Raw genomic sequence first — 24,307 nt, 5'->3', positions numbered from 1 at the left:
TTCCGAACCGATTACTATCAGATAATCGCGGTCCCCATCGCCCCAATTTGCCCGCGATGACGCAGCCAATGATCGGCCAGCACACACGCCATCATCGCTTCACCCACCGGCACCGCGCGGATGCCCACACACGGATCATGCCGCCCCTTGGTCTCGATCATGATGTCATTCCCCGCCGCATCAACGCTCTGCACCGGCGTCAGGATCGAGCTGGTCGGCTTGACCGCAAACCGCACCACAATCGGCTGCCCGGTCGCAATGCCGCCCAAAATCCCGCCAGCATGGTTCGCCAAAAACCGAACGGTGCCGTCCGGGTTCATCCGCATCTCATCGGCATTTTGCTCGCCGCGCAACGCAGCCACCGCAAACCCGTCGCCAATCTCCACCGCCTTCACCGCATTGATGCTCATCATCGCCTGAGCCAAATCGGCATCGAGCTTGCCATAAACCGGCGCGCCCAATCCCGGCGGCACGCCCTCGGCCACCACCTCCACCACCGCGCCGAGCGATGAGCCGTCGCGCCGCACCGCATCCAACGCGTCGGCCCACTGCGCCGCCGCCTGCGCATCCGGGCAGAAAAACGGGTTGCGCTCCACCTCGTCCCAATCGAACCGCGAGCGATCAATACCATGCGGCCCCATTTGTACCAGCGCGCCGCGGATTATCACCCCATCACCGATAATTTTCCGCGCAATCGCCCCCGCCGCCACCCGCATCGCGGTTTCGCGCGCCGAAGACCGCCCGCCGCCGCGCGGATCACGAATCCCATATTTCCAATGATAGGCAATATCCGCATGGCCCGGCCGAAACCGCTCCGCGATATTGGCATAATCCTTCGATCGCTGATCAGTATTCTCAATCTGCAACGCAATCGGCGTGCCCGTCGTCTGTCCCTGATACACGCCCGAGAGAATCCGCACCGCATCCGCCTCGCGCCGCTGGGTGGTAAAGCGCGATTGCCCCGGACGGCGCCGATCCAGAAACGGCTGAATATCTGCCTCACTCAACGCCAAGCGCGGCGGCACACCATCCACCACACACCCAATCGCCGGCCCATGGCTCTCGCCCCAACTGGTAACCCGGAACAAATGACCAAAACTATTATGCGACATTTTTGCTCCCTTACCCGGTTTGCCGCCTCGGCCAAAGAGGCCAGTCCAAGCGGGGCAACAAAATTTAGCCCGGCGCGTATTTTTGCCGCAGCAATTTTTTATCGAGCTTGCCAACCGAGGTTTTTTCAATCACCTCGACCAGCACCACCCGATCGGGGATCGCGAATTTCGAAATCACGCCACGCTCGGCCTGTCGCGCGACAAAATCCCGCAACGACGCCGGATCAGCCTGGCGACCCGCTCGCGCCACCACCAGCGCCAAAGGCCGCTCGCCCCATTTCGGGTCCGTGACCCCAATGACCGCAACCTCGCCAACGTCGGGATGCTGCGACAAAATATCCTCAATCCCGATGGAGGACACCCATTCCCCGCCGGTTTTGATCACATCCTTCGCCCGATCGAGAATATGCACATAGCCCTGTGCATCAATGGTGCCGATATCGCCTGTATGCATCCAACCCCCGCGCCAGAGCGCCGCACTGGCCTCCTCATTGCCAACATAGCCAGCGGTCAAATACGGTGCGCGCGCCACCAGCTCACCCGCACTGCTGCCATCGCGCGGCAAATCATTCATGGCCGCGTCCACAACCCGTAGCTGCACCAGCGGCGCGGCAAGTCCGCCGGTGGTGCGAATATCAAGCTCGCGCGCCCGTCGGGCCACATTGTCATCCGCCACATCGGCCAACATTTCCGATTTAATGACCGCAAATGTCAGCAACGGGCAGGATTCCGACATGCCCCAACCGGTAAACACATCCACCCCCCGATCCATCGCAGCCCCACATAGCCCGCGTGACAGCGCCGAGCCGCCAATGCCAACCTTCCAGTGCGATAAATCCAAATCCGCCGCATCCGGCGCTGAGAGCAGCATGTGCAAAATTGTCGGCACGCAATGCGAATAGGTCGGCTGATAGGTGCGAAACAACCGAATAATGCGCGGCAAATCAAACCGTCCCGGATAAATCTGGGTCATGCCCAGCAACGTCGCCACATAGGGCCAGCCCCACGCATGGGCATGAAACATCGGCGTCAACGGCAAATACACGTCATCGCGATTAACCCCAGCATTGACCGAACTCATCGCCATCGTCGCTAAAATCGTCATGCTATGCAGCACAATATCACGATGGCTGAACGCCACGGCCTTCGGCATGCCCGTGGTGCCCGTCGTGTAAAACGTGGTCGCGCGGGTGTGCTCGTCGAACTCGGGAAAATCAAATTCAGCATCCTCCGCCGCCAGCAATTTCTCGTAATCCCCGGCATAAGGCAGCTCGCCGCGCGCCCCGTCATCCTCGTTCAGAAACACGAAATTGCGCAACGCCGGCAGGCGCGGGCGCAGCGCGGTCACCAGCGGGACAAAATCCGGATGGATCAGCAGCGTGCTCGCCCCAGCATGATCGAGCGTGTACGCAATCTGCTCGGGTGCCAGCCGCACATTAACCTTCATCAAGGTCGCGCCCAGCATCGGGATCGCAAAAAAACACTCTAAATACCGATGGCTGTCCCAATCCATCACCGCCACCACATCACCGTGGCGAACCCCCAATCGCCGCAACGCAGCGCCAAGCTGGCCAACCCGGGCGATAAATCCCGGATAATCGAGCGTCACCTCGCCCCGATAAATAATTTTACGCCCACTCGCTTGCTGGCGCGGCGTTTCCAGTATTTGTTTAATCAATAACGGATAGGCATAATAGGACATGAGCTTCCCCAATAATGATGAATTGCGCGATTCTGCGGCGCGTGCCGGTCAGGCTAGCGCAGAACCCCACCCGTTGCGATCAAATTCCGTCAGTCACGCGGTCGATACGCGCTTATCCGTCCGCGCCTTCCGCCCCGATCCGGTGCCCGGCGCCTTATTGCGCAGCATTCTGCAAAAAGCCGCCCGCGCCCCCTCCGGCGGCAATTTGCAACCCTGGCATTTGGTGCTGCTCACCGGCGCCCCCTTGCAATCACTGCTCGCCCAAGTCAGCGCCCGCGCCCAGGCCCAACCCAACGGCGAAGTCAGCGAATACCCAATCTACCCGAGCCCGATCCGCGAGCCTTATCGCGCCCGCCGCGCCGAAATCGGCGAGGATATGTACGCGTTGCTCCGCATCGCCCGTGACGACCGCGCCGGGCGGCGCGCCTGGTTCGCCCGCAATTTCCAATTATTCGGCGCTCCGGTCGGCCTGTTCTGCTTTATTGATCGCGGCATGGGTGCCGCCCAATTCTCCGATCTCGGCATGGTCCTGCAAACCATCATGCTCTTGCTGCGCGAAGCAGGGCTGGATTCCTGCGCGCAAGAAGCCTGGGCAATGTTTGCCACCACCGTGTACCAAGCGCTCGCCACACCACCTGACCTGATGCTGTTTTGCGGCATGGCCATTGGCTATCGCGACGCGCAAGCGCCGGTCAACGCGCTGCGCTCCAAACGCGCCCCCCTCGAAGACTTCGCTCGCTTCGAAGGCTTCGAGGATTAATCAGCAAAAACGCCGCGCTGCCTAATTGGTAAAGCGCGGCGCCGCCTTAATGGGTAAAGCGCGGCGCCGCCGCGGGCCTAACCCCCGTGGCGTCACGCACATGCACACCCCGCGCCTGGTTATGCGGATGCAGCACCGCCTCCTCCATCGTCAGCACCGGCGCCACGCACGCATCTAATGGCTCAAACAATGCCGCCCAATGATCGCGCGGTGCCGAGCGAAAAATCGTGCTCAACGCCGCACGCAGCGCCGGCCAGCTCCGCCGGTCATATTGCCGCCGTGCCAAATCCGGGTCGAGCGCCAACGTGCTCGCCAACACCGCAAAAAATTGCGGCTCTAACGCTGCCACCGCCACATAGCGCCCATCCGCGGTCTCATACGTGTCGTAAAATGGCGCGCCGCCATCGAGCAAATTAACCCCGCGCTGATCGGCCCAAACCTGATTAGCCAGCATCGCATAACAAGGCGTCATCAGCAGCGATGCGCCATCAATCATCGCCGCATCCACCACGCAGCCTTGCCCGCTCACCCCGCGCTGCACCAACGCCGCCAGCAACCCCACGGCCAACAGCATTGCCCCGCCGCCATAATCGGCAACCAAATTGAGCGGCGGCACCGGGCGCTCGCCGGCGCGCCCAATCGCATGCAACGCCCCGGTGAGGGCCAAATAGGTCAAATCATGCCCCGCCCGCGCCGCCAACGGCCCGCTCTGGCCAAACCCGGTCATCCGCCCATAAATCAATAGCGGATGCGCCGCCCGCAGCGTCTCCGGCCCCAGCCCCAATCGCTCCATCACTCCCGGTCGAAACCCCTCAATCACGATGTCCGCCGCAGCCAAATAAGGCTGCAACGCTAACCGCCCGGCCTCGGTTTTCAAATCCAGCGCCACCGCCACGCGCCCGCGCTGCACCGCGTCGCACTCACGCGGCACGGCAATCAACGCTGGCTTGCCGGGCCTCTGAATTTGCACAATCTCCGCGCCCAAATCCGCTAGCATCATCGCACAAAACGGCACCGGCCCCAGCGCCTCGATCTCAATCACCCGCACCCCCGCGAGCGGGCCTTGCGCCATCATGCGCCAATCCGCCAATCAGCGGGCAAATCCGGCGGCGCAAACCGCTCGCCATAACGCGCCGCCAACGCCGCACAACGCTGGGTGAACGCCGCTAACCCCTGCGCCTCAATGAAGCGCCACGCGCCCCCGGTCCAAGCCGGAAACCCAATCCCGAAAATCGATCCCAAATTCGCATCCCGCCCCGAAATTAGCACCTTCTCTTGCAAACAACGCAGCGTCTCCAAGGCCTGCCGATAGAGGAATCGCTCACCCAAATGTGCAACCTCAAACGCTATCCCGATCTTGCCAAAATGCGCGGCCAATCCAGGCCAAAGATGCTTTGGCCCGTTCGCCGGATAATCATAAAAGCCACCACCCCCCGCCCGTCCTGGTCGGTTGAAGTCGCGCACCATCCGCTCCACTAACAATTCACCTTGGCTCGGCGCATAATCATGCCCCCCCGTCTCTGCCGCACGGCGCGTCTCCTCAAGCACATGCACCGATAGCGAGAGCGATGTTTCATCCAGCACCGCAAGCGGCCCGATCGGCATCCCCACCATCAACGCCGCCCGTTCAATCGCAGGCGCGGGAATCCCCTCAGCCAGCATCGTCGCCCCTTCCATCACAAACGTGCCAAAGGTCCGGCTGGTGTAAAACCCGCGCCGATCATTCACCACAATCGGCAATTTGCCAATCAACCAGGCATAATCGAGCGCTTTCGCCACCGTCTCATCGCTGGTCTGCACCCCGCGAATAATCTCGAGCAGCTCCATCCGCTCGACGGGCGAGAAAAAATGCAACCCAATAAACCGCGTCGGGTCTGGGAATGAAGCGGCCAACTCGGTCATTGGCAAGGTCGAACTGTTCGAGGCAAAGACCCCATCCGCCGTCACATGCGGTGCATGGGCCGCAATCACCTGCGCCTTCAGGGCAGCATTTTCAAACACCGCCTCGATGATCAAATCACATCCGGCCAGCGCGTCCTCATCTGCCGTCGGGGTAATCCGCGCCAATAACGCCTCGCGCTCCGCCTCACTCATCCGCTTGCGCTTAATCCGCTTATCCGCGACGTTTTTTGAATAAGCCTTGCCGCGCTCCGCCGCCTCCAAACTCACATCTTTGAGCACGCATTCAACGCCGCGCACCGCATTGGCGTAGGCAATGCCCCCACCCATCATCCCCGCACCCAAAATACCCACTTTGCTAGGCTTGAACGCTGGTCGCCCGCCCGCTGGTCGCCCGCCCGCTGGTCGCGCGGAGGATTTCGCTGCCGTGCGCTCCAAAAACAGCCGGATCAAATTCTGCGCCACCGCCCCGGTCGCGAGCGTGGCAAAATATCGCGATTCCAGCCGCAGCGCCGTGTCAAACCCCACCTGCGCCCCCTCCACCGCACAGGCCAAAATCGCCTCCGGCGCCGGATAACAACCTTGCGTCTTTTGCCGCAACATCGCAGGTGCCACCAGCAGCGCCTGCGCCACACTCGGCGAATTCGGCGTCCCGCCTGGAATTTTATAGCCCTTAACCCGCCAGGGCTGCACCGGCTGCGGTTTGCTGGCAATCCAGGCGCGCGCAGCCGCCAGCAACGCCGCCTCATCCGCCACGAGCTGCACCAATCCCAACGCAGCCGCCTGCTCCGGCGTGAATATCTTGCCCTCAGTCAAAATCGGCAACGCCGCCACCAAGCCCAACAGCCGCACCATTTTCGTCAATCCGCCGCCACCGGGCAGCAGCCCGAGCGAAACCTCTGGCAACCCCAACTGCACGGTCGGCGTCGCGATGCAAAACCGTTGATGGCACGCGAGCGCAATTTCAAACCCGCCGCCCAACGCCGTGCCATTCAGCGCCGCCACCACCGGAATCGGCAAAGTCTCCAGCCGGTTCAGCATCGCCTTGATCGCTTCCACCTGCGCAAACACCGTCCCGGCGTCCGCAGGCGTCAAATTCAACAATGATTTAACATCCGCCCCAGCAAAAAAATGCCCGGGCTTGGCTGACGTCACAATCACCCCATCCAATTCGGACAACGCGCCGGATATTTGGTCTAACACCGAGGCAAATTCACTCTGCCAAGCCGCACTCATCGTATTTACCGGCGCACGCTGATCATCAAAGCGGATCACCCCGACTCGATCATCAATCGAAAAAGTCACAACACTCATCGTCAAATCCTCAAAATGCTTCGATGATCGTGGCAATGCCCATGCCACCGCCCACGCATAGCGTCACCAATCCAAAGCGCAGCCGCCGTCGCTGCAATTCGTCAAGGATGGTGCCAACCAGCATCGCCCCCGTCGCCCCGAGCGGATGACCCATCGCAATCGCGCCGCCATTCACATTGATTTTTTCATGCGGCACCGCCAATTCGCGCATGAACCGCAGCGGCACGGCGGCAAATGCTTCATTCACTTCAAACAGATCAATCTGCTCAATCGTCATTCCCGCTCGCGCCAGCGCCTTGCGCGTGGCCGGCACCGGCCCGGTCAGCATAATCGTCGGATCGGTGCCCACTAACGCCGTCGCCACCACCCGCCCGCGCGGCTCCAGCCCCAATTCCCGGCCCCGCGCAGCGGAGCCAATCAGCACCGCCGCCGCCCCATCCACAATGCCCGATGAATTGCCAGCCGTATGAACGTGATTGATCGCCTCCACCTGCGGATAAACCCGCAACGCCACCTGATCAAAACCAATCCGCCCCGCCTGCTCAAAGGCGGCGGGTAGCCCGGCCAATCCCTCTAACGTGCTCTGCGGCTTGATAAATTCATCGCGGGCCAAAATCGTCTGACCATTCACATCGCGCACCGGCAGCACCGACCGATCAAACAACCCCGCCGTCCGCGCCGCCGCCGCGCGTTGCTGTGAAGTCAGCGCAAACTGATCGACATCGTGGCGGCTATAGCCATCCAGTGTCGCAATCAAATCCGCGCCAATCCCCTGTGGCACAAAATTTGTGGCCAAGCTGGTCGCCGGATCAAGCGCCCACGGTCCGCCATCCGAGCCGATGGTAACGCGTGACATTGACTCAACACCACCCGCAACAATCAAATCCTCCCAGCCGGAGCGCACGCGCTGCGCCGCCTGATTGACCGCATCAAGCCCCGAGGCACAAAACCGATTAATCTGCACGCCCGAGGCATTCCAATCCCACCCCGCCGCCAGTGCTGCGGTCTTGGCGATGCACGAGCCCTGATCGCCAATCGGCGTCACACACCCCATGACCACATCATCAATCAAGCCCGTGTCGAAATCGAGCCGCTGTTGCAATCCATTGAGCAGATCAGCAAGCAATGTCACAGGCTTGACCTCGTGCAGGCTGCCATCCGCCTTGCCCTTGCCGCGCGGCGTGCGCACCGCTTCAAAAATCAACGCGTCATTCATCGCTTCCCCCTCTACGCACCGCCCGGTGCGTTATTTGTCCGGTTCACATCACGATTGCCGCGCCTGCAACGACGCTAAATTATCCACACTGGTTTGATGGATCTCACGCAAATCCGCCAGCAACCCGTCAATCTTGGCGCGCTTGCTTTCCAAATCTGCAATTGCATCTTGCGTCCGGTCAATCACATAGCGCAATTGCCGTGAGCGCCCCTCGCCATGCTGGCCATAAAGTTCCAGATAATGCGCAATCTCATCAAGAGAGGAACCAATCGCCCGCGCCCGCAAAATCAACGCCAGCCGGGCCCGGTCGCGCTTGGTCAAAGCGCGCGCTCGATTGATCCGTTGCAGCAAAATCAGGCCCTTTTGCTCATAAAACCGAATCGTGCGGGTGGTGATGCCCAGCTCTGCCGCAACCTCGGCAATCCCAAATAACCGCTCCTGCGCCTCGCGCCGCCCGCGCCCGCCCGCCTTGGCCGGGTCGGCCTGATGATCGCGCAAATAGCGGTCAGCCAGCTTGTCGGACTTGTCCAGCATCGCGCGCTAAATCACCCGCTGCAATTTCAGCGCCACGCCAATATCACCATCAACGGTAAAGCGCCCGGTCATAAAACCCGTCGTCGGCTCCAACGTGCCCTCCAACAGCGCGACCAAATCAGCGAGCGCAATCTTGATGGTGCAGTCCGCTGGCGCATCATCGTGGCTGACATGATTGGGCACCGCCGTCCCATCAATAAAAATCCGCCCCGCATCGCCGCAATCGAATTTCAACTTGGCGCCCAGCCCGCTATCGGCGCCAACCTTCTCGGTAATCCGCCGCGTGCATTCCGCAAAATCCATTTTTTGCTCCTCTTGATTTGATGCGCGCATGATAAATCCAATTGACGTGCGCGTCAATCGCCGTCATAGTAAGTCAACACGCCGGCCAACCGGCTTGGGAGGATCATGTGTCAAAGCCAAGCGATCACTTTTATCGCAGCATTTTTCGCAACGATTTGTTTGCCGGATCAATCATCCTGATCACCGGCGGCGGCAGTGGTATTGGCCGGTGTGCCGCCCACGAACTCGCGGCCTTGGGCGCGCATGTGGTGCTGCTCGGTCGCCGCCAAGACCGGCTTGATGCCGTGCTCAGCGAACTCGCTTCTGATGGCTTAAGCGGTGAAGCGATCAGTCTCGATATTCGCGATGAACCAGCGATTGAAGCCGCCATCGCCGCCCTCATCACCCGCCATGGTCGGATCGACGCGCTGGTGAATAATGCCGGCGGGCAATTCCCCGCGCCACTCGCCTCAATTTCGAAAAAAGGCTTCGAAGCTGTGGTCGCCACCAACCTAACCGGTGGCTTTCTGCTCGCCAAAGCCTGTTTCAATGCCAGCATGAAACAGCATGGCGGCGCCATCGTGAACATTGTCGCCGATATGTGGAATGGCATGCCCGGCATGGGTCATTCGGGTGCTGCGCGCGCCGGCATGGTCAATCTCACCAAAACCGCCGCCTTCGAATGGGCGTCATTCGGCGTGCGGGTCAACGCCGTCGCCCCCGGCTGGATCGCCTCTTCCGGCCTCGATCAATATGGCGAGGCGATGAAACCGATGATCAAAGCCCTGCATCGCAGCGTGCCCCTACACCGGCTTGGCACCGAAGCCGAAGTGAGTGCAGGCATTTGTTTCTTGCTGTCACCCGCAGCAGCGTTCATCACCGGCGCTGTTTTGCAAATCGATGGCGGCGCGCCGCTGGGTCATCGTGCATTTCCGCTGCCACCAGAAGGCGGCACCATCGCCTTTGAGGGTTTTCACCGCGCCCAACCCGTCGCCATGCTGGCCGGAGACGCCTCGTAATGCCACCGCTCGCGCCCGGCATAAATCCCAGCGCCGCGTCCTTCAAGACCAACGAAGCCGCGATGCTCGAAAAAATCGCAACGTTCCGAGCGTTAGAAGCCGCGATTATCGAGCAGGATGTTGCCGCCCGGCCCAAATTCGCCAAGCGCGGCCAGCTCACGCCCCGGCAACGGCTCAGCCATTTGCTGGATCGCGGGGCGTCCTTCCTCGAACTTTCCAGCCTCGCCGGCCTTGGCATGCATGATGATGACGCCAAACGCAGCATCATGGGTGGCGGCGGCATCGCTGGCATCGGCTTTGTCAAAGGCGTGCGGGTGATGGTCGTCGCGAATGACAGCGCGATCAAAGGCGGCACCGTCGCCCCGATGGGTTTGCGCAAAACCTTGCGCGCCCAGGACATCGCGCGCATCAACAAACTGCCCCTGATTTATCTGGTCGAAAGCGGCGGCGCCAACCTGCTCTACCAAAGTGAAATCTTTGTGGAGGGTGGCCGTAGTTTCGCCAATCAGGCCCGCCTGTCCGCCATGGGCATCCCGCAAATCGCCGTGGTCCATGGCTCCGCAACCGCCGGCGGTGCCTATCTGCCGGGCCTCTCGGATTACATCGTGCTGGTCCGCGACCGTTCAAAAATCTTTCTCGCCGGCCCGCCTTTGGTCGAAGCCGCCATCGGCGAACAGGTCAGTGAAGAACAGCTCGGCGGGGCAATATTGCACGCGCAAATCACCGGCCTTGGTGAATACCTGGCCGATGATGACAGCGCCGCCCTCGCTTTGGTGCGTGATCTCGTGCAGCATCTCGGCCTGCCCGCATCGCCCGCCCGCGAACCCATCGCCCCGCCCCTTGATCCTGCGCATCTGCTCGGCATCGTCCCCGGCGATGACCGTACGCCGTTCGATATGCGCGCCACCATCGCCCATATTATCGATCACGCCGATTTTCTCGAATATAAAGCCGAATTCGGCGCAGATACCATTTGCGGTCACGCCGCCATCGAGGGTCATCGTCTCGGCATCATCGCCAATAACGCACCCATCCAGCCGCAAGGCTCGATGAAAGCCGCCCAATTCATCCAAGCTTGCGACCAGGTCGGCCTACCCTTGCTGTTTTTGCAAAACACCACCGGCTACATGGTCGGTAGCGCCGCCGAACGTGAAGGTGCGATCAAGCACGGCTCGAAAATGATCCAAGCGGTCGCGAATGCCAGCGTTCCCAAACTCACCATCGTGGTGGGCGGTTCATTCGGCGCGGGCAATTACGGCATGTGCGGACGTGGCTTTGATCCGCATTTCATTTTCTCCTGGCCCACCGCCCGCACCGCCGTTATGGGCGGCGCCCAGGCCGCCACGGTGATGAACATCATCAGCCGCGCCAAATTCGAGCGTGCAGGCACCCAAATCAACGAACAAGCCTTGGCCCAAATGTCAGACGGCATCAAACAACGGCTTGATGCCGAAGCCAGTGTCCTGTTCGGCACCGCGCGCCTCTGGGATGACGGCATCATTGACCCGCGTGACACCCGCGCCGTTCTCGGTTTTTGCCTCGCCACCATTGCTGAAGCTGCCCAGCGCACATTGCGCCCCAACAGCTTCGGCGTTCAACGGTTTTAGGAGCCATCATGCAACTTACTCAAGAGCATCTGCAACTGCGCGACACGGTGGCGAAATTCGTTGCCCAGGAAATCAACCCCTATATCAATGAATGGGAGGCAGCGGGCGCTTTTCCTGCCCACGCGCTATTCAAAAAATTGGGTAATCTTGGCCTGCTTGGCGTGAAATATCCCGAAGCCTATGGCGGCCTTGGGCTCGATTTCAGCTATTCCGCCGTGGTCGCCGAAGCCCTCGGCGCGTGCGATTGCGGCGGCGTGCCCATGGCCATCGGCGTGCATACCGACATGTGCACACCCGCCCTCGCGCGCTTTGGGTCAGATGCGCTGCGGCGCGAATTTCTCGCCCCCGCCATCGCTGGCGACATGGTCGGCTGCGTCGCGGTGAGCGAACCCGGCGGCGGCTCAGATGTCGCGGCGGTGAAAACCACGGCCCGCAAAGATGGCGATGATTACATCATCAACGGTTCTAAAATGTGGATCACCAACGGCCTGCAAGCCGATTGGATCTGCCTGCTCGCCAACACCTCGGACGGCAAGCCCCACAAAAACAAATCCCTGATCATCGTCCCCACCACAACCAAAGGCATTGAGCGCCAAAAAATCCATAAAATTGGTATGAACTCGTCCGATACCGCCCAAATTTTCTTCGATGATGTGCGCGTGCCCCAACGCTACCTGATCGGTCAAGAAGGCCTCGGCTTCACCTTCCAAATGTTGCAATTCCAGGAAGAACGGCTCTGGGCCGCCGCGAATTCCCTGGTGATGCTGGATCGCCTGATCGATCAAACCATCGCCTATACCCGCGAACGCAAAACCTTCGGCAAACCCATCCTCGATAACCAGGTGGTGCATTTCCGCCTCGCCGAACTGCGCACCGAAGTCGAAGCCCTGCGCGCCCTGACCTATCGTGCGGTCGAAGGCTATGTCTCCGGCCAGGATGTCACCCGCCTCGCCTCGATGGCCAAACTGAAATGTGGTCGGCTTAGCCGTGAAGTTGCCGATTCTTGTCTGCAATATTGGGGCGGCATGGGCTATACCTGGGACAATCCGATCTCGCGCGCCTATCGCGATGGCCGACTGGTCTCCATCGGCGGTGGTGCCGACGAAATCATGTTAGGGATCATCGCCAAACTCGAAGGAACCTTGCCAGGCAGGGCCGGGTAATGCAGCCCCCTGTTCTGATCGAGCGCAGCGCGGGCGTGCTCACCATCACGCTGAACCGCCCACAAGCGCGCAACGCCCTCACCGCCGCCATGATCGGCGCGCTCGAAGCCGAACTCGCCATTGCCGCTGACCAGACCAATGACCGGATCATCCTCCTGCGCGGCGCTGGGGATCATTTCTGCGCTGGTGCCGACCTCGCTGAGTCCGCCGCCGCCCGTGCCGATACCACGCAGGCATCCTTGCGCAGCTCCAATCAGCGTTTCGGCCAGCTCTGCGCCCAAATCGCAACCCACCCCAAGCCCATTATCGCCTGTGTGCAAGGCAGCCTGATCGGTGGTGGCATTGGCCTCGCCTGCGCCGCCGATATCGTGTTAGCAACCGCCGAAACCCGCCTGCGCATGAGCGAAGTCACGCTGGGGTTGGTTCCCGCACAAATCCTTCCCGTGGTCGTGGCGAGGGCCGGCCTGATGCACGCCAAACGCCTCGCCATCACCGCCCAACCACTCACCGCCGCAGCCGCGCAAACAATCGGCTTGATCGACATCGTTTGCGAAAACGCAGCCGCGCTGCAAATCTCCCTCGCCCAAATCATCACCCAATTGCGCGCCGCCGCCCCCGCGGCGATCACCGCGACCAAATCCCTCGCGCAAGATTGCCTAACACTATCCCCTGATCGTTATATCGAACGCGCCGCCGATCTGTTCATCACTGCCGCGCGCAGCGCCGAAGCCGAAGAAGGCATCGCCGCCTTCCTCGCCCGCCGGCCACCAAGCTGGTCAGGCAGCGCCGCCTAATGCGCCCAATACGCTCCATCATGATCGCAAATCGCGGTGAAATCGCCGCACGCATCATCCGCAGCGCCCGCAGCGCCGGCTACCGCACCATCGCCGTCTATAGCGAGGCCGATCGCGACGCCCCCTTTGTTGCCATGGCCGATCGCCGTGTCGCCCTAGGCGCGGGCGATGCGACCGCAACCTATCTCGATCAACCCAAACTGATCGCCGCCGCCATCGCCGCTGGCGCGGATGCCATCCATCCCGGCTATGGCTTCCTCGCCGAACGCGCGAGCTTTGCCGAGGCCTGTGTGCAGGCCAACCTCATTTTCATCGGCCCCCGCCCGGAAACCATCACCCTGATGGGCGATAAAGCCCAAGCCAAAGCCCATATGCGTCGGCACAACGTCCCCGTGGTCCCGGGCTATGACGGCGCGGATCAATCAGATGCCACGCTGATTGCCGAAGCCACGGCGCTCGGCCCGCCGCTGTTAATCAAAGCCGTCGCCGGCGGTGGTGGGCGCGGCATGCGCGAGGTCAATCACCTCGACGACCTGAACGATGCGCTCGCCGCCGCACGCCGTGAAGCCCTTGCCAGCTTCGGCGATGATCGGCTGATACTTGAAAAACGCATCGATGAGGGCCGCCACATCGAAGTTCAAATCTGTGGTGATCATTTCGGTACCATCCTGCATTTGAGTGATCGCGATTGCACCGCCCAACGCCGCCGCCAAAAAATCATCGAAGAAGCCCCTGCCGCATCCCTCCCGGCGTCCGTGCGAACCGCCCTGCAGCAAGCCGCCGTAACGGCCGCGCAAAGCGTGAATTATCTCGGCGTCGGCACCATTGAATTCATCCTCGATCCCGCCGATCAATTCTATTTTCTCGAAATGAATACCCGCATCCAAGTCGAACACACCATCACCGAAGCCATCACCGGCATCGATCTGGTCGATTGGCAATTGCGCATCGCCGCAGGCGAACGCTTACCCTGTTGCCAAGACGAGATCATCACCACCGGCCACGCCATCGAAGCGCGCATCTGCGCTGAAGACCCGGATCACCATTTCGCGCCGCAAACCGGCACCATTCGCTATTGGCGTCCGCCCCTCAATGCGCCGGGCATTCGCATTGATGCGGGCATCACCGAAGGCGCAATCATTACCCCCTATTATGATTCAATGTTAGCCAAAATCATCGCCCATGGGCACGATCGTCCGCAAGCCATCCGCCGCCTACAAGCCGCCCTCATCCAATCACCGATCATCGGCCTGACCACCAACATCAATTTCCTGATCGATCTGCTATCAAGCACAGAATTTCAAACCCACGCGGTGCGGGTCAATACGCTCGATCATTGGCGTCCCCCCCACCGCAACGATACCGACAGCCAAACCACACTGGCCTGGGCACTCGCCGCCGCCCTATACGCGGGGATTGATCGGCACGGCCTATTTAACCGCCCACCCGCCCCCGTTGAACTCACCTTATCCTCGGCGGATCAACAACGCACCTGCCACATTGCCAAAATCAACCAAGATTGGCGCATCACGCTCGATGATCATGATTTTATCCTCACCGAACTAACACGCGACAACACCACTCTCCGCTACATCGCCAATGGCGTCGGCGGAGCGGCCATTGCCCTGGATCATGACGAGTCCCTTACACTCTGCATCGATGGTCATACGCATAAGTTCCGTGCCTGCAGCATCGCACAAGAGCGTAGCAAAGCAGCGCGCAATCCAGAAATCCGCGCACCGCTCTCCGGTCGCCTGATCATGTGCGCGAGCGAGGGCGATGATCTACAAGCGGGCGATAAACTCGCCATCATCGAGGCGATGAAAATGGAAACCGCCATCACCGCCCCAGCGCCGTGCCGGATCATCCATTGCGCGCATGCATTGAACGCCCAAATCACCGGCGGTACGGTGCTCGTCACCGTGGCCTATCGCAACGAGTCTGAGGCACAACATGGATAAAATCATTTTGACGTGCGCGTTGAACGGCGTCCTGACCGATCCACGCACCCATCCGGTCCCGGTAACACCAGCCGAAATGGCCAGCTCTGCGCGCGAGGCGTTCGAGCAAGGGGCCACGATCATGCACATCCATTTTCGCGATCAACGCCCCAATTGCGGCCATTTACCAAGCTGGGAGCCCGATAACGCCGCCGCAATCACCGCAGCAATCCGTGCAGCCTGCCCCGGCGTAATCATTAATCAGACAACCGGCGTGGTCGGCAGCGATGTAAGTGGTCCCATTGCCTGCATGGAGCGTAGCCGCCCCGAAATCGCCGCCTGCAATGCGGGGAGCCTCAATTATCTGAAATTGCGGGAGGATGGAACATGGGCCTGGCCGCCAATGTTGTTTGATAATCCGGTCGCCAAAATCAGTAAAATGTTGGAGGCAGGCGCCAAGTTCGGCATCCTGCCGGAGTTCGAATGCTTCGATCTCGGCATCGTCCGATCCGTCGAATTATACCGCCGCGCCGGCATGATGCGCGCCGGATTATATAATCTGGTGTTGGGTGTCGCATCCGGGATGCCCGTGGATAAGGACGTGGTGGATCTCTGCCGCCGTTTCATGCCCGCTTCATGCCATTGGCAAGCAACCCTAATCGGGCGCGCCGAAATCTGGCCCGTACACCAGCATGTGGCTGAGCAAGGCGGCATGTTGCGCACCGGCCTTGAAGATAGTTTTTTCCTGCCCGATGGTCGCCGGGCGCGCGGCAATGGTGACTTGATCGCAGCCCTCGCCCGCTGTGCCCAGCACGCAGCGCGCGCCATCGCCTCGCCCAGTGAAGCCCGCGCGCTGTTAGGGCTACCGATGGTCGATGAGGCGGTGTCTCATGGCTAATCACCCCTTCATCCCCACACCACAACGCCTCATCGCAACCGCGCGCGGCCACGAATTGGAGCCAGCTTGCTATCACCGCAGCGCTCAAATGTGGGTGCCGACAAGTTGGGGTGATCTTGCCAACGACGTCAATGCGTTAGCGCGCAGCTTGCTCGCCGCCGGTGTGAAACCTCAAAACCGTGTAGCGATCCTCGCCTATAATCGTCGCGAATGGGTCATCGCTGATCTAGCGATCATGATGATCGGTGCTGTCAGCGTTGGGATTTACTTCACCGCAGCACCCAGCGAAGTCGCGTTTATTCTCAATGATAGCGGATCGGTCATCCTCTTTGTCGAAAATGCCGAACAGCTCGAGAAACTCAGTCCCATTCTACAAACCACCCCAACACTCACCCGCATCATCACCTTCGAGCAAGCGCCAACAACCGCCACAAGCTGGGCCCAAATGCTCGATCAAGGGCGAAATTTGCCCGATGACGAACGCCAATCGTGCTTAGCGAGCATCAGAGCGGAAAATCTCGGCACCCTCATCTATACCTCGGGCACCACTGGCCAGCCCAAAGCCGTCGGCCTCTCGCACGGCGCACTCTCCGAATGTCTCGGCGTGTTAGATGAAATATTTCACCAAACCCGCGGCGACCGTTCAATCTCTTATCTGCCGCTCGCGCATATTGCCGAGCGGATGCTGTCGGTCCATAGCTTTGCCGCCAACGGGTTTACGCTGTATTTTGCTCAATCGGTGCAGGATTTGGCATCCCATCTGCCCGAAGTGCGCCCCACGGTATTTTTCGGCGTCCCACGCGTTTGGGAAAAGCTCGCCGCCGGCCTGCAACAAAAGCTGAGCCAATCAACCGGGTTCACCCGCAGCATCGCCTCTTGGGCGCAAAAAATCGGTCGTGACTGGCATCGCCGGGAGCGCCAATCCATCCCGCCCACCGCATTGTTGCGGTTGCAATATCAGTTGGCGGCGCGCCTCGTATATCACAAAGTCAAAGCCGCAATCGGCTTTGATGCCGCCCGCATGCTTATCTCCGGTGCCGCCCCGATCGCCGCGGAAACTTTGGAATTTCTCACCGGCCTCGATCTGGTGGTCTATGAGCTCTATGGCCAATCAGAGACATGCGGCCCCACCACGAGCAATTTGCCCGGCGCCAACCGCCTTGGCTCGGTCGGCCGGGCGATTCCCGGCACCGAGATCAAAATCGCCGATGATGGCGAAGTGCTGGTCCGCGATCGCAAATTATTCACCGGCTATATCGGTCGGCCCGATGCCACAGCGGAGGCGCTGGTCGATGGCTGGCTTCTGTCGGGTGATCTCGGCCGGATCGATCAAGACGGTTACCTGTTCATCACCGGCCGCAAAAAAGACCTGATCATCACCGCCGGCGGCAAAAACATCGCCCCCTCCGGCATCGAAGCCGAACTTGAAGCCTTACCCTTGGTCGAACATGGGATTGTCGTTGGTGACCGGCGGCCCTTTCTCGTTGCCGTGGTTACGCTCTCGCGCGAAGCGCTAACCAATTTTGCTACGACCCATAATCTCGCGCCCGAGGATGCGGCGCATAGCCCACTCGTGCGCACGGAAATTCAACGCGGCATTGATCGGATCAACGAAAACCAAGCCCGCGTCGCGCAAATCCGGCGCTTCGCGATTCTGAACCAAAATTTCTCCGTCGAAACCGGCGAACTAACACCCACACTCAAACTCCGCCGCAGCGTGGCCACCGAACGCTGCGCCAACGCGATCAATCAGCTCTATGCCGAGCGTTAGCGCGGCATTTTCGGCGTCTGACCATTCAGCGAAATATCATTGAGCACCGTTATGGTTTTGCCAACGGTCATTTGCTGCCCGTCCAACCCCCAATGATAGCGGTCAAGCTTGCCCTTGGTGTAAAACCCCACCAGCGTCGTGCCCTGCATTTGGTCGGTTATGGCCATGGTAAAGGGATGGGTTTGCCCATGCATGGTCAACTGCCCCACCAGCTTGGTGCCGTTATCCGCACAAGCGCCCTTAAACCGCGTCGTCGGATATTTGTCTGGGTCCAAAAAGCCTTTGGACATCACCCGCGCCCGCACAATCGCATTTGGCAGCGCTAGGCTGCGGGTCTGAAACGTCACGTCGATGTCGCACGTCTTCGCCGTCGGGTCGAAATTCAGCGTTCCGCTTAATTGCCGATAGGTGCCGGTGACATCAAATAAAATCGCCGAAGACCGTGTCTGCGCCAGCATGTTGCCGGCTGTTAGCTGCAACGTCTCGGGGGCGGCGAGGGCGGTCGCACAGCCGCCAACCAGCGCCGCGCCAAGTGCAGCAGCCATGAGTGAGCGATGGGTCCAACGTTGCATGGTTAGCCTCCCTTATGACGATTTGAGCGAAACCTTGCCATATACGTCATAGTAGATCAAGGGCGTCCCCGCGCCGAACAAAAATTGCCGCTCCCCCGGCGCCAGGGCGATCAGGCTCGAACAAACCGTCCCGAACCCGCCGCGTGGCGCGATATTTATCGCCGACTCCATCGGTGGTGCCGCATCCGCGAGCAACCCGGCCCACGCCGCCCAATCATCCGCCCGTGCCAACCGCCCCGGCAGGGGCCGTGCAGCACGCTCAAATTGGGGCCGATACCGCGCAATACGTGGGCAGCGTGTATCGTTTGGCTCATAGGCGGTCAGCATCGTCACCCCAGCCGCCAGCGCCGTCACATCCGGCGCACCCGCTTCTAACCCGCGCAGCACAAAACCACCGGCGGCATCCGCAATCACCATATTGAAACTTCGATAATCCGCAGCATTAAGCGCCGATATGCGCGTGCAAGCCGCCTCCGCGCTGCGCGCCCCCAGCGCTAACAACGGTAAGTCGCCCCGGCTGCGCCGCCCGGCAAGCGGCCCCAAACTCCCCGCCCGGTTCAGCAACGCCGCCATCACGCCATGATCATTCAACCCCAGCCACGTGCCCCCAGCCAGCCGGTCGCGCCCCGCCATCACGGCCTGATTTGGCCAATACCGCCCCGGCGCATCCCAAGGCCGATCCAGCATCTCATCGCGATTAGCCGCCACCAGCAACGGCCAGCGCGCGCCCGGTATCCAGGAGAGAATAATCGAACACATCGCGCCGCAATCAGCCGGGGCCAAACACCCGCGCAAAAATCGTCTCCACCCGTGCCAAATGCAGCCGTGCATCCATCGCCGCATCAAGCTGCGCTTCACCAATCCGCCCCGCAACCTCGGGATCAGCGAGTAAATGCGCGCGGAAACTTTTCGCCTCCTTCTGTCCCAACGTGCTCCATGTCGCCATCGCATTACGCTGGATAATTTTATACGCATCCTCGCGGCTGATGCCCGCGCGTGCTAACAATAACAAAACCTCGCCCGAATGCACAACCCCGCCCAGGCTTTCCAAATTCTCCGCCATCCGTTCAGGATAAATCGTCAATTGTTCAATCATCCCGGCCAGCCGGTGCAGCGCGAAATCGAGCGTAATCGTCGCATCCGGCCCGATAAACCGCTCGACCGACGAATGGCTGATATCGCGCTCATGCCACAGCGCCACATTCTCCAGCGCCGGCACCGCATAGCCGCGCACCACCCGCGCCAAGCCGGTTAAATTTTCTGACAAAACCGGATTGCGCTTATGTGGCATCGCCGATGAGCCTTTCTGCCCCTTATGGAAAAACTCCTCCGCCTCGCGCACCTCGCTGCGTTGCAAATGCCTAATCTCGGTCGCCAGCCGCTCAATCGCGGTCGCTATCACCGCCAGCGTGGTGAAATACGCCGCATGCCGGTCGCGGGGGATCACTTGGGTGGAAACCGGCTCAACCGCCAAGCCCAACTGCGCCGCCACATGCGCCTCAATCGCCGGATCAAGATGCGCAAACGTCCCCACCGCCCCAGAAATCGCACAAACCGCAATCTCGCGCCGCGCCGCCTCCAACCGCGCCCGGTTGCGGGCAAATTCCGCATAATGCCCGGCCAGCTTCAAGCCAAAACTGGTCGGTTCGGCATGAATCCCGTGGCTGCGGCCAATCGTCGGCGTGTGCTTATGCTCAATCGCCCGGCGCTTGAGCGCCGCCATCACCGCATCAATCCCGGCGAGCAACAAATCGCTCGCCTGCGTCAGTTGCACCGCCAAACACGTATCCAGCACATCCGAAGAGGTCATGCCCAAATGCACATAGCGCGAGTCGGGGCCAATCCCCTCAGCCAGCCAGGTCAGAAACGCAATCACATCATGGCGCGTCTCGCGCTCAATCGCCGCAATCCGCTCAACATCCGCCTCCGTCATCGCCGCCACTTTGGCCCCACCCTGGGTGCGAATCACCCGCGCCGCCTCAGCCGGAATCTCGCCGAGTTCCGCCATCGCCTCCGCCGCATGGGCCTCAATGTCAAACCAAATCCGATACCGGTTCAAATCCTGCCAGATCGCCACCATCGCCGGACGCGCATAACGCGGCACCATGTTTTTGCTCCTCGATATTTCGCTCCTTTTATTCTCCCCCCCGAACTTGGCAAGCCGTCCGCCCCCAACCCTCTTGCCCTCCCGCCCGCGCACGCACCTTAATAATTCCGTAAAAACAACAAAAACCACACCGCCGGTTGACAAACGCAGCCAGAGCAGCGAACCGGAGCACAATGCATGTCATCATCGCCGACCTGCTGATCCTCGCCCAGGTGCTGATGATCGATCTGGTCCTCGCCGGGGACAATGCCGTCGTCATCGGCCTCGCGGTCGGCAGGCTCGCCCCCGCCCAGCGGCGGCACGCCATCCTGATCGGCATCGGTGCCGCAACCTTATTGCGCATCGCCCTGGCCCTGGTCGCGCTGCGCCTGATCGCGATCATCGGCCTCACCCTCGCCGGCGGCATTTTGCTTCTGTATGTCGCCTGGAAATCCTGGCGCGAATTTTCTCACGCTCCGGCCCATCCTGCCGGTGCCGCGCCGCAACGGCTCGGCGCCGCCGTGCTGCGCATCTTGCTCGCCGATCTCTCCATGAGCCTCGATAACGTGCTCGCCATCGCCGGCGCCGCGCGCCATCACCCCTGGCTGCTCGCCGGCGGGCTGATCATCTCCATCGCCATGATGGGCATCGCCGCCCAGTTCGTCGCCCGCCTGCTCGCCCGCTATCGCGGATTGGTCTGGGCGGGCTTAGCCATTGTGCTATATGTAGCGCTGAACATGATTTGGGATGGTTGGGTGCAAGTCGGTCCCGTGATTTTCAAATCTCTCTCCGGCCTTGCCGGATGAACGCCGCCCAGTTGGAAATTCGCACCGAGGGCGGCGGCACCATCCTGTGTTTCACCGGCCCGCTAACCGCTCGCGCCATCGCGCCCCTTTGGTCGCGCGCGATGACAGCCGCCAACACCCCCGATACGCTAACGCTCGATGTCGCCCAGGCCGAGATGATCGATACGTCCGGCGCAGCCTTACTGCTGGCCATCGAGCGCGCGCATCAGCAAGCGATCACTTGGCACGGCCTGACTGAAGCGCAAACCAAGCTGCTCACCCAACTGCGCGCAGCCCTGCCCCAAGGGGCGCCGATCATGCCCGCCCCCGCCACCATCGCGCGGCGTAGCCTCTGGCGCACCTTGCTGATCCGGGTCGGTTTTTTCGGCGAAACCATCCTCGCCACCCTCGCTTTGCCGCGCAAGCTGCGCTTTCTGCGCGGTGCCGAATTTTTCCGCCTCGCGGATCGCGCCGGCACCCAAGCCGTGCCGCTGGTCGCGATGATGGGTTTTCTGATCGGCATGATCCTCGCCTTTCAATCCGCCATCCCGATGCGCCAATTCGGCGCCGAAATCTATGTCGCCGCTTTGGTCGCCATCTCGCTGTTTCGCGAACTCGGCCCGCTGCTCGCCGCCGTCATCCTCGCCGGACGCACCGGCTCGGCCTTCGCCGCCGAACTCGGCACCATGCGGGTCAATGAAGAGGTCGATGCGCTGGTCACCATGGGGGTCGATCCGGAAACCATGCTGGTCATCCCGCGCATGGCCGCCGCCATGCTGGTGATGCCGGCACTCACCCTCGGCATCGATATTGCCGGTCTGCTCGGCATGGGCTTCGTGATGATGATCCTCGGCTTCCCACCTGATGCTGTCATTGGTCAGGTGCAAATGGCGACCAGCCCGCATGATTTGCTGCTGGGCCTGTTCAAATCTCTGGTATTCGGCGCCGCCATCGGGCTGATCGGCTGCCGCGCCGGCCTCACCGCCGGCGGCGGCCCGCGCGCCGTGGGCGAGGCGGCAACCTCAGCGGTGGTCGGCGGCATTGTCGCAATCATCCTGCTTGATGGCCTGTTCGCCGTCATTTTCTACCGGTTGGGCTTATGAGCGCGCCCGCTGTCATCGTGGAGGGCGTCGGCCAGACCTTCGGCAAGCGGGTGATTTTCCAAAATGTCAGCTTTGACATCGCGGTGGGCGAAATCTTCGTCGTGCTCGGCGGCTCGGGCTGCGGGAAATCAACCCTGCTCAAACAAATGATCGGCCTGCTCAGCCCCACCGCCGGGCAAATCACCGTGCTGGGTCACGATGTCGCACGCGAAACCGATGCGGTGCGCCGCGCCATCGGCGTGATGTTTCAATCCGGCGCGCTGTTCGGCTCGATGACGCTGATCGACAACATCATGCTCCCGCTCGCTTTATTCACCGATTTGCCGCTCGCGGCCCGCCAAGACATTGCCCGGCTGAAACTCGCTCTGGTCGGCCTCGCTGAAGCCGAAAACCTGCTGCCGAGCGAAATTTCCGGCGGCATGGCCAAACGCGCCGCCATCGCCCGCGCCTTGGCGCTCGACCCGCCCCTCCTCTTTCTCGATGAACCCTCCGCCGGGCTCGACCCGATCACCGGCGCCGGGCTGGATCGCCTGATCCTTGATCTGCGCGCCGCCCTTGATTGCACCTTCGTCGTCATCACCCATGAATTGCAATCGATCTTCGCCATCGCCGATCGCTGCGTGATGCTCGATCGCGAGGCCAAAGGCATGATCGCGCTGGGCGTCCCCGCCGAATTGCGCCGCTCAAGCGATAATGCGACCGTGCAAGCGTTCTTTAATCGTCAATCGACCGTTCAACCAAGAGGTGCCTGATGGAACCGCGCAGTGCAGCGCTGCGAACCGGTCTGTTCGCGTTAGGGGCGGTGCTCGCCCTGATCGGGCTGATTTTTCTCCTGTCCGGCAACGCGTTCCGCCCCGGCATCCCCTATGAAACCTATTTCACCGAATCCGTCCAAGGGCTCGATGTCGGCTCGCCGGTGAAATTTCGCGGCGTGACCATCGGCAAAGTCACCGATATCGGCCTGGTCGCTGCCGAATATCCCCCGGCGCAAGGTGTCGAAACCCTCTCGCCGGTCTATCAGCAAGTGATCGTCCGGTTCCGGGTGGACCCGCATAAATTGGGCGAACACGCCAATATCCAGCAAGCCATCGCGCATGGGCTGCGCGTGCAAGTCGCCCCGCAAGGCATCACCGGCCTCGCTTATCTGGAATTAAGCTTCGTCAAACCGGCGGACCACCCGATCGCGACTGTGCCCTGGACGCCGCGCAGCACCGTGATCCCCTCAGTCCCCAGCACACTCACCCAAGTGCAGGACGCGGTGCAGGGCTTCCTCGCCAATGCCCGCAAAATCAATTTCGATAAAACCATCAAGGCGTTCAATCGGCTGATCCAGTCGCTGGGGAGCGAAATGACCACCGGCACCGCCCATGAAGCGTTGGTGCGCGTCAATCACCTGCTCGGCACCCTGCAAACCCAAGTGGACCAGGCCGATCTTCCGGCCACCACCCGCGCCGTGCGCGATGCGGCCAATGGCCCCAACACCCGCGCCTTGCTGGCCTCACTCGCGCAAAGCTCGGCTGCATTGGCCAAAGCCAGTGCTGCGATGCCCAAATTACTCGCCGAAACCAACGCAACGGTGCAGAACGCCAACGCCACCACTGCCAATCTTGATCGCCAAATGCAGCCGATTTTACAAAATCTGAGCATCGCCTCGCGCAATTTGGCCGAATTGTCAGAACAGTTAAAACAAAACCCCGCGACCATCCTGCGGGGCGCGCCGCCGCCGCGCATGACCCCACGATAGGAGCGA

22 protein-coding genes are annotated in these 24,307 nt (G+C 61.1%); 12 read left to right on the top strand and 10 right to left on the bottom strand.

The window, feature by feature from the left end:
• Positions 1-17 precede the first annotated feature (17 nt).
• Positions 18-1,112 (bottom strand): chorismate synthase, encoded by a 1,095-nt coding sequence (aroC, locus tag ACYUCQ_RS10035; RefSeq protein WP_460254389.1) that lies wholly within the window; start codon positions 1,110-1,112, stop codon positions 18-20.
• A gap of 64 nt (positions 1,113-1,176) precedes the next feature.
• The gene (locus tag ACYUCQ_RS10030; protein WP_460254388.1) at positions 1,177-2,814 is read right to left on the bottom strand and encodes a fatty acid--CoA ligase; all 1,638 of its coding nucleotides are present in this window, start codon (positions 2,812-2,814) and stop codon (positions 1,177-1,179) included.
• On the opposite strand from ACYUCQ_RS10030, the gene ACYUCQ_RS10025 reads away from it, so the two are divergent.
• Positions 2,813-3,574 (top strand): nitroreductase, encoded by a 762-nt coding sequence (locus ACYUCQ_RS10025; RefSeq protein WP_460254387.1) that lies wholly within the window; start codon positions 2,813-2,815, stop codon positions 3,572-3,574. The two genes, ACYUCQ_RS10030 and ACYUCQ_RS10025, sit on opposite strands and share 2 nt — an antisense overlap.
• A 46-nt stretch (positions 3,575-3,620) precedes the next feature.
• Here ACYUCQ_RS10025 and ACYUCQ_RS10020 read toward each other — a convergent pair whose 3' ends face one another.
• From ACYUCQ_RS10020 to ACYUCQ_RS10000, 5 genes are read right to left on the bottom strand one after another with little or no spacing between them, the layout of a single operon-like run.
• Positions 3,621-4,649, bottom strand: coding sequence for a CaiB/BaiF CoA transferase family protein (locus ACYUCQ_RS10020; RefSeq protein ID WP_460254386.1), 1,029 nt, complete (start codon positions 4,647-4,649; stop codon positions 3,621-3,623).
• On the bottom strand, positions 4,646-6,787 hold the full coding sequence (locus tag ACYUCQ_RS10015) for a 3-hydroxyacyl-CoA dehydrogenase NAD-binding domain-containing protein (RefSeq protein WP_460254385.1): 2,142 nt from the start codon (positions 6,785-6,787) through the stop codon (positions 4,646-4,648). The genes ACYUCQ_RS10020 and ACYUCQ_RS10015 overlap by 4 nt, the downstream gene beginning before the upstream one ends.
• 10 nt (positions 6,788-6,797) lie before the next feature.
• Positions 6,798-8,003, bottom strand: coding sequence for an acetyl-CoA C-acetyltransferase (locus tag ACYUCQ_RS10010; RefSeq protein ID WP_460254384.1), 1,206 nt, complete (start codon positions 8,001-8,003; stop codon positions 6,798-6,800).
• 48 nt (positions 8,004-8,051) lie between these two features.
• Positions 8,052-8,537 carry a MerR family transcriptional regulator gene (locus tag ACYUCQ_RS10005; protein WP_460254383.1) on the bottom strand — a complete coding sequence of 162 codons (486 nt, stop codon included), beginning with the start codon at positions 8,535-8,537 and terminating at the stop codon, positions 8,052-8,054.
• Positions 8,538-8,543: 6 nt separating this feature from the next.
• Positions 8,544-8,840 carry an SCP2 sterol-binding domain-containing protein gene (locus tag ACYUCQ_RS10000; RefSeq protein WP_460254382.1) on the bottom strand — a complete coding sequence of 99 codons (297 nt, stop codon included), beginning with the start codon at positions 8,838-8,840 and terminating at the stop codon, positions 8,544-8,546.
• 107 nt (positions 8,841-8,947) lie between these two features.
• Between ACYUCQ_RS10000 and ACYUCQ_RS09995 the strand changes: the two genes are divergently transcribed.
• Genes ACYUCQ_RS09995 through ACYUCQ_RS09965 form a run of 7 tightly spaced genes read left to right on the top strand, consistent with a single transcriptional unit; the run spans position 8,948 to position 18,011 of the window.
• Entirely contained in the window at positions 8,948-9,838 is an 891-nt protein-coding gene (locus tag ACYUCQ_RS09995) for an SDR family oxidoreductase (RefSeq protein WP_460254381.1), read from the top strand.
• A complete protein-coding gene (locus ACYUCQ_RS09990) occupies positions 9,838-11,445 on the top strand; it encodes an acyl-CoA carboxylase subunit beta (protein ID WP_460254380.1) in 1,608 nt (535 codons plus the stop codon). The genes ACYUCQ_RS09995 and ACYUCQ_RS09990 overlap by 1 nt, the downstream gene beginning before the upstream one ends.
• Positions 11,446-11,453: 8 nt before the next feature.
• Entirely contained in the window at positions 11,454-12,608 is a 1,155-nt protein-coding gene (locus tag ACYUCQ_RS09985; protein WP_460254379.1) for an acyl-CoA dehydrogenase family protein, read from the top strand.
• On the top strand, positions 12,608-13,402 hold the full coding sequence (locus ACYUCQ_RS09980) for an enoyl-CoA hydratase/isomerase family protein (protein ID WP_460254378.1): 795 nt from the start codon (positions 12,608-12,610) through the stop codon (positions 13,400-13,402). The genes ACYUCQ_RS09985 and ACYUCQ_RS09980 overlap by 1 nt, the downstream gene beginning before the upstream one ends.
• 20 nt (positions 13,403-13,422) lie before the next feature.
• Positions 13,423-15,363: an acetyl/propionyl/methylcrotonyl-CoA carboxylase subunit alpha gene (locus tag ACYUCQ_RS09975; protein WP_460254377.1), complete on the top strand. Its 1,941-nt coding sequence runs from the start codon at positions 13,423-13,425 to the stop codon at positions 15,361-15,363.
• The gene (locus tag ACYUCQ_RS09970; RefSeq protein WP_460254376.1) at positions 15,356-16,240 is read left to right on the top strand and encodes a beta-keto acid cleavage family enzyme; all 885 of its coding nucleotides are present in this window, start codon (positions 15,356-15,358) and stop codon (positions 16,238-16,240) included. The genes ACYUCQ_RS09975 and ACYUCQ_RS09970 overlap by 8 nt, the downstream gene beginning before the upstream one ends.
• A complete protein-coding gene (locus tag ACYUCQ_RS09965; RefSeq protein WP_460254375.1) occupies positions 16,233-18,011 on the top strand; it encodes an AMP-dependent synthetase/ligase in 1,779 nt (592 codons plus the stop codon). Before ACYUCQ_RS09970 ends, ACYUCQ_RS09965 begins: the two co-directional genes overlap by 8 nt.
• Here ACYUCQ_RS09965 and ACYUCQ_RS09960 read toward each other — a convergent pair.
• Genes ACYUCQ_RS09960 through purB form a run of 3 tightly spaced genes read right to left on the bottom strand, consistent with a single transcriptional unit; the run spans position 18,008 to position 20,690 of the window.
• The gene (locus ACYUCQ_RS09960) at positions 18,008-18,583 is read right to left on the bottom strand and encodes a YceI family protein (protein ID WP_460254374.1); all 576 of its coding nucleotides are present in this window, start codon (positions 18,581-18,583) and stop codon (positions 18,008-18,010) included. The genes ACYUCQ_RS09965 and ACYUCQ_RS09960 overlap by 4 nt on opposite strands.
• 12 nt (positions 18,584-18,595) lie before the next feature.
• Positions 18,596-19,342 carry an NRDE family protein gene (locus ACYUCQ_RS09955; RefSeq protein ID WP_460254373.1) on the bottom strand — a complete coding sequence of 249 codons (747 nt, stop codon included), beginning with the start codon at positions 19,340-19,342 and terminating at the stop codon, positions 18,596-18,598.
• A gap of 10 nt (positions 19,343-19,352) precedes the next feature.
• Positions 19,353-20,690, bottom strand: a complete 1,338-nt coding sequence (gene purB / locus ACYUCQ_RS09950; RefSeq protein ID WP_460254372.1) for an adenylosuccinate lyase — start codon at positions 20,688-20,690, stop codon at positions 19,353-19,355.
• Positions 20,691-20,863: 173 nt separating this feature from the next.
• Between purB and ACYUCQ_RS09945 the strand changes: the two genes are divergently transcribed.
• From ACYUCQ_RS09945 to ACYUCQ_RS09930, 4 genes are read left to right on the top strand one after another with little or no spacing between them, the layout of a single operon-like run.
• Positions 20,864-21,475 carry a YjbE family putative metal transport protein gene (locus tag ACYUCQ_RS09945; protein WP_460254371.1) on the top strand — a complete coding sequence of 204 codons (612 nt, stop codon included), beginning with the start codon at positions 20,864-20,866 and terminating at the stop codon, positions 21,473-21,475.
• Positions 21,472-22,557, top strand: coding sequence for an ABC transporter permease (locus ACYUCQ_RS09940; protein WP_460254370.1), 1,086 nt, complete (start codon positions 21,472-21,474; stop codon positions 22,555-22,557). Before ACYUCQ_RS09945 ends, ACYUCQ_RS09940 begins: the two co-directional genes overlap by 4 nt.
• Complete coding sequence (locus ACYUCQ_RS09935) at positions 22,554-23,309, top strand: ABC transporter ATP-binding protein (protein WP_460254369.1); 756 nt, start codon at positions 22,554-22,556, stop codon at positions 23,307-23,309. Before ACYUCQ_RS09940 ends, ACYUCQ_RS09935 begins: the two co-directional genes overlap by 4 nt.
• Entirely contained in the window at positions 23,309-24,301 is a 993-nt protein-coding gene (locus tag ACYUCQ_RS09930; protein WP_460254368.1) for an MlaD family protein, read from the top strand. The genes ACYUCQ_RS09935 and ACYUCQ_RS09930 overlap by 1 nt, the downstream gene beginning before the upstream one ends.
• Positions 24,302-24,307: the final 6 nt, after the last annotated feature.

This window comes from Acidiphilium sp. MT5, assembly GCF_054767495.1.
This window is presented reverse-complemented; position numbering and strand designations above follow the sequence as displayed.

Bases quoted from the DNA above. Each gene is read 5' to 3' on its own strand.
- ACYUCQ_RS09970 (WP_460254376.1), top strand. From the start codon at position 15,356: ATGGATAAAATCATTTTGACGTGCGCGTTGAACGGCGTCCTGACCGAT.
- aroC (WP_460254389.1), bottom strand. From the start codon at position 1,112: ATGTCGCATAATAGTTTTGGTCATTTGTTCCGGGTTACCAGTTGGGGC.
- ACYUCQ_RS10030 (WP_460254388.1), bottom strand. From the start codon at position 2,814: ATGTCCTATTATGCCTATCCGTTATTGATTAAACAAATACTGGAAACG.
- ACYUCQ_RS09990 (WP_460254380.1), top strand. From the start codon at position 9,838: ATGCCACCGCTCGCGCCCGGCATAAATCCCAGCGCCGCGTCCTTCAAG.
- purB (WP_460254372.1), bottom strand. From the start codon at position 20,690: ATGGTGCCGCGTTATGCGCGTCCGGCGATGGTGGCGATCTGGCAGGAT.
- ACYUCQ_RS09985 (WP_460254379.1), top strand. From the start codon at position 11,454: ATGCAACTTACTCAAGAGCATCTGCAACTGCGCGACACGGTGGCGAAA.
- ACYUCQ_RS10020 (WP_460254386.1), bottom strand. From the start codon at position 4,649: ATGATGGCGCAAGGCCCGCTCGCGGGGGTGCGGGTGATTGAGATCGAG.
- ACYUCQ_RS09955 (WP_460254373.1), bottom strand. From the start codon at position 19,342: ATGTGTTCGATTATTCTCTCCTGGATACCGGGCGCGCGCTGGCCGTTG.
- ACYUCQ_RS10005 (WP_460254383.1), bottom strand. From the start codon at position 8,537: ATGCTGGACAAGTCCGACAAGCTGGCTGACCGCTATTTGCGCGATCAT.
- ACYUCQ_RS10000 (WP_460254382.1), bottom strand. From the start codon at position 8,840: ATGGATTTTGCGGAATGCACGCGGCGGATTACCGAGAAGGTTGGCGCC.
- ACYUCQ_RS09945 (WP_460254371.1), top strand. From the start codon at position 20,864: ATGCATGTCATCATCGCCGACCTGCTGATCCTCGCCCAGGTGCTGATG.
- ACYUCQ_RS09980 (WP_460254378.1), top strand. From the start codon at position 12,608: ATGCAGCCCCCTGTTCTGATCGAGCGCAGCGCGGGCGTGCTCACCATC.
- ACYUCQ_RS09930 (WP_460254368.1), top strand. From the start codon at position 23,309: ATGGAACCGCGCAGTGCAGCGCTGCGAACCGGTCTGTTCGCGTTAGGG.
- ACYUCQ_RS09965 (WP_460254375.1), top strand. From the start codon at position 16,233: ATGGCTAATCACCCCTTCATCCCCACACCACAACGCCTCATCGCAACC.
- ACYUCQ_RS10025 (WP_460254387.1), top strand. From the start codon at position 2,813: ATGAGCTTCCCCAATAATGATGAATTGCGCGATTCTGCGGCGCGTGCC.
- ACYUCQ_RS10015 (WP_460254385.1), bottom strand. From the start codon at position 6,787: ATGAGTGTTGTGACTTTTTCGATTGATGATCGAGTCGGGGTGATCCGC.
- ACYUCQ_RS09935 (WP_460254369.1), top strand. From the start codon at position 22,554: ATGAGCGCGCCCGCTGTCATCGTGGAGGGCGTCGGCCAGACCTTCGGC.
- ACYUCQ_RS09960 (WP_460254374.1), bottom strand. From the start codon at position 18,583: ATGCAACGTTGGACCCATCGCTCACTCATGGCTGCTGCACTTGGCGCG.
- ACYUCQ_RS10010 (WP_460254384.1), bottom strand. From the start codon at position 8,003: ATGAATGACGCGTTGATTTTTGAAGCGGTGCGCACGCCGCGCGGCAAG.
- ACYUCQ_RS09975 (WP_460254377.1), top strand. From the start codon at position 13,423: ATGATCGCAAATCGCGGTGAAATCGCCGCACGCATCATCCGCAGCGCC.
- ACYUCQ_RS09940 (WP_460254370.1), top strand. From the start codon at position 21,472: ATGAACGCCGCCCAGTTGGAAATTCGCACCGAGGGCGGCGGCACCATC.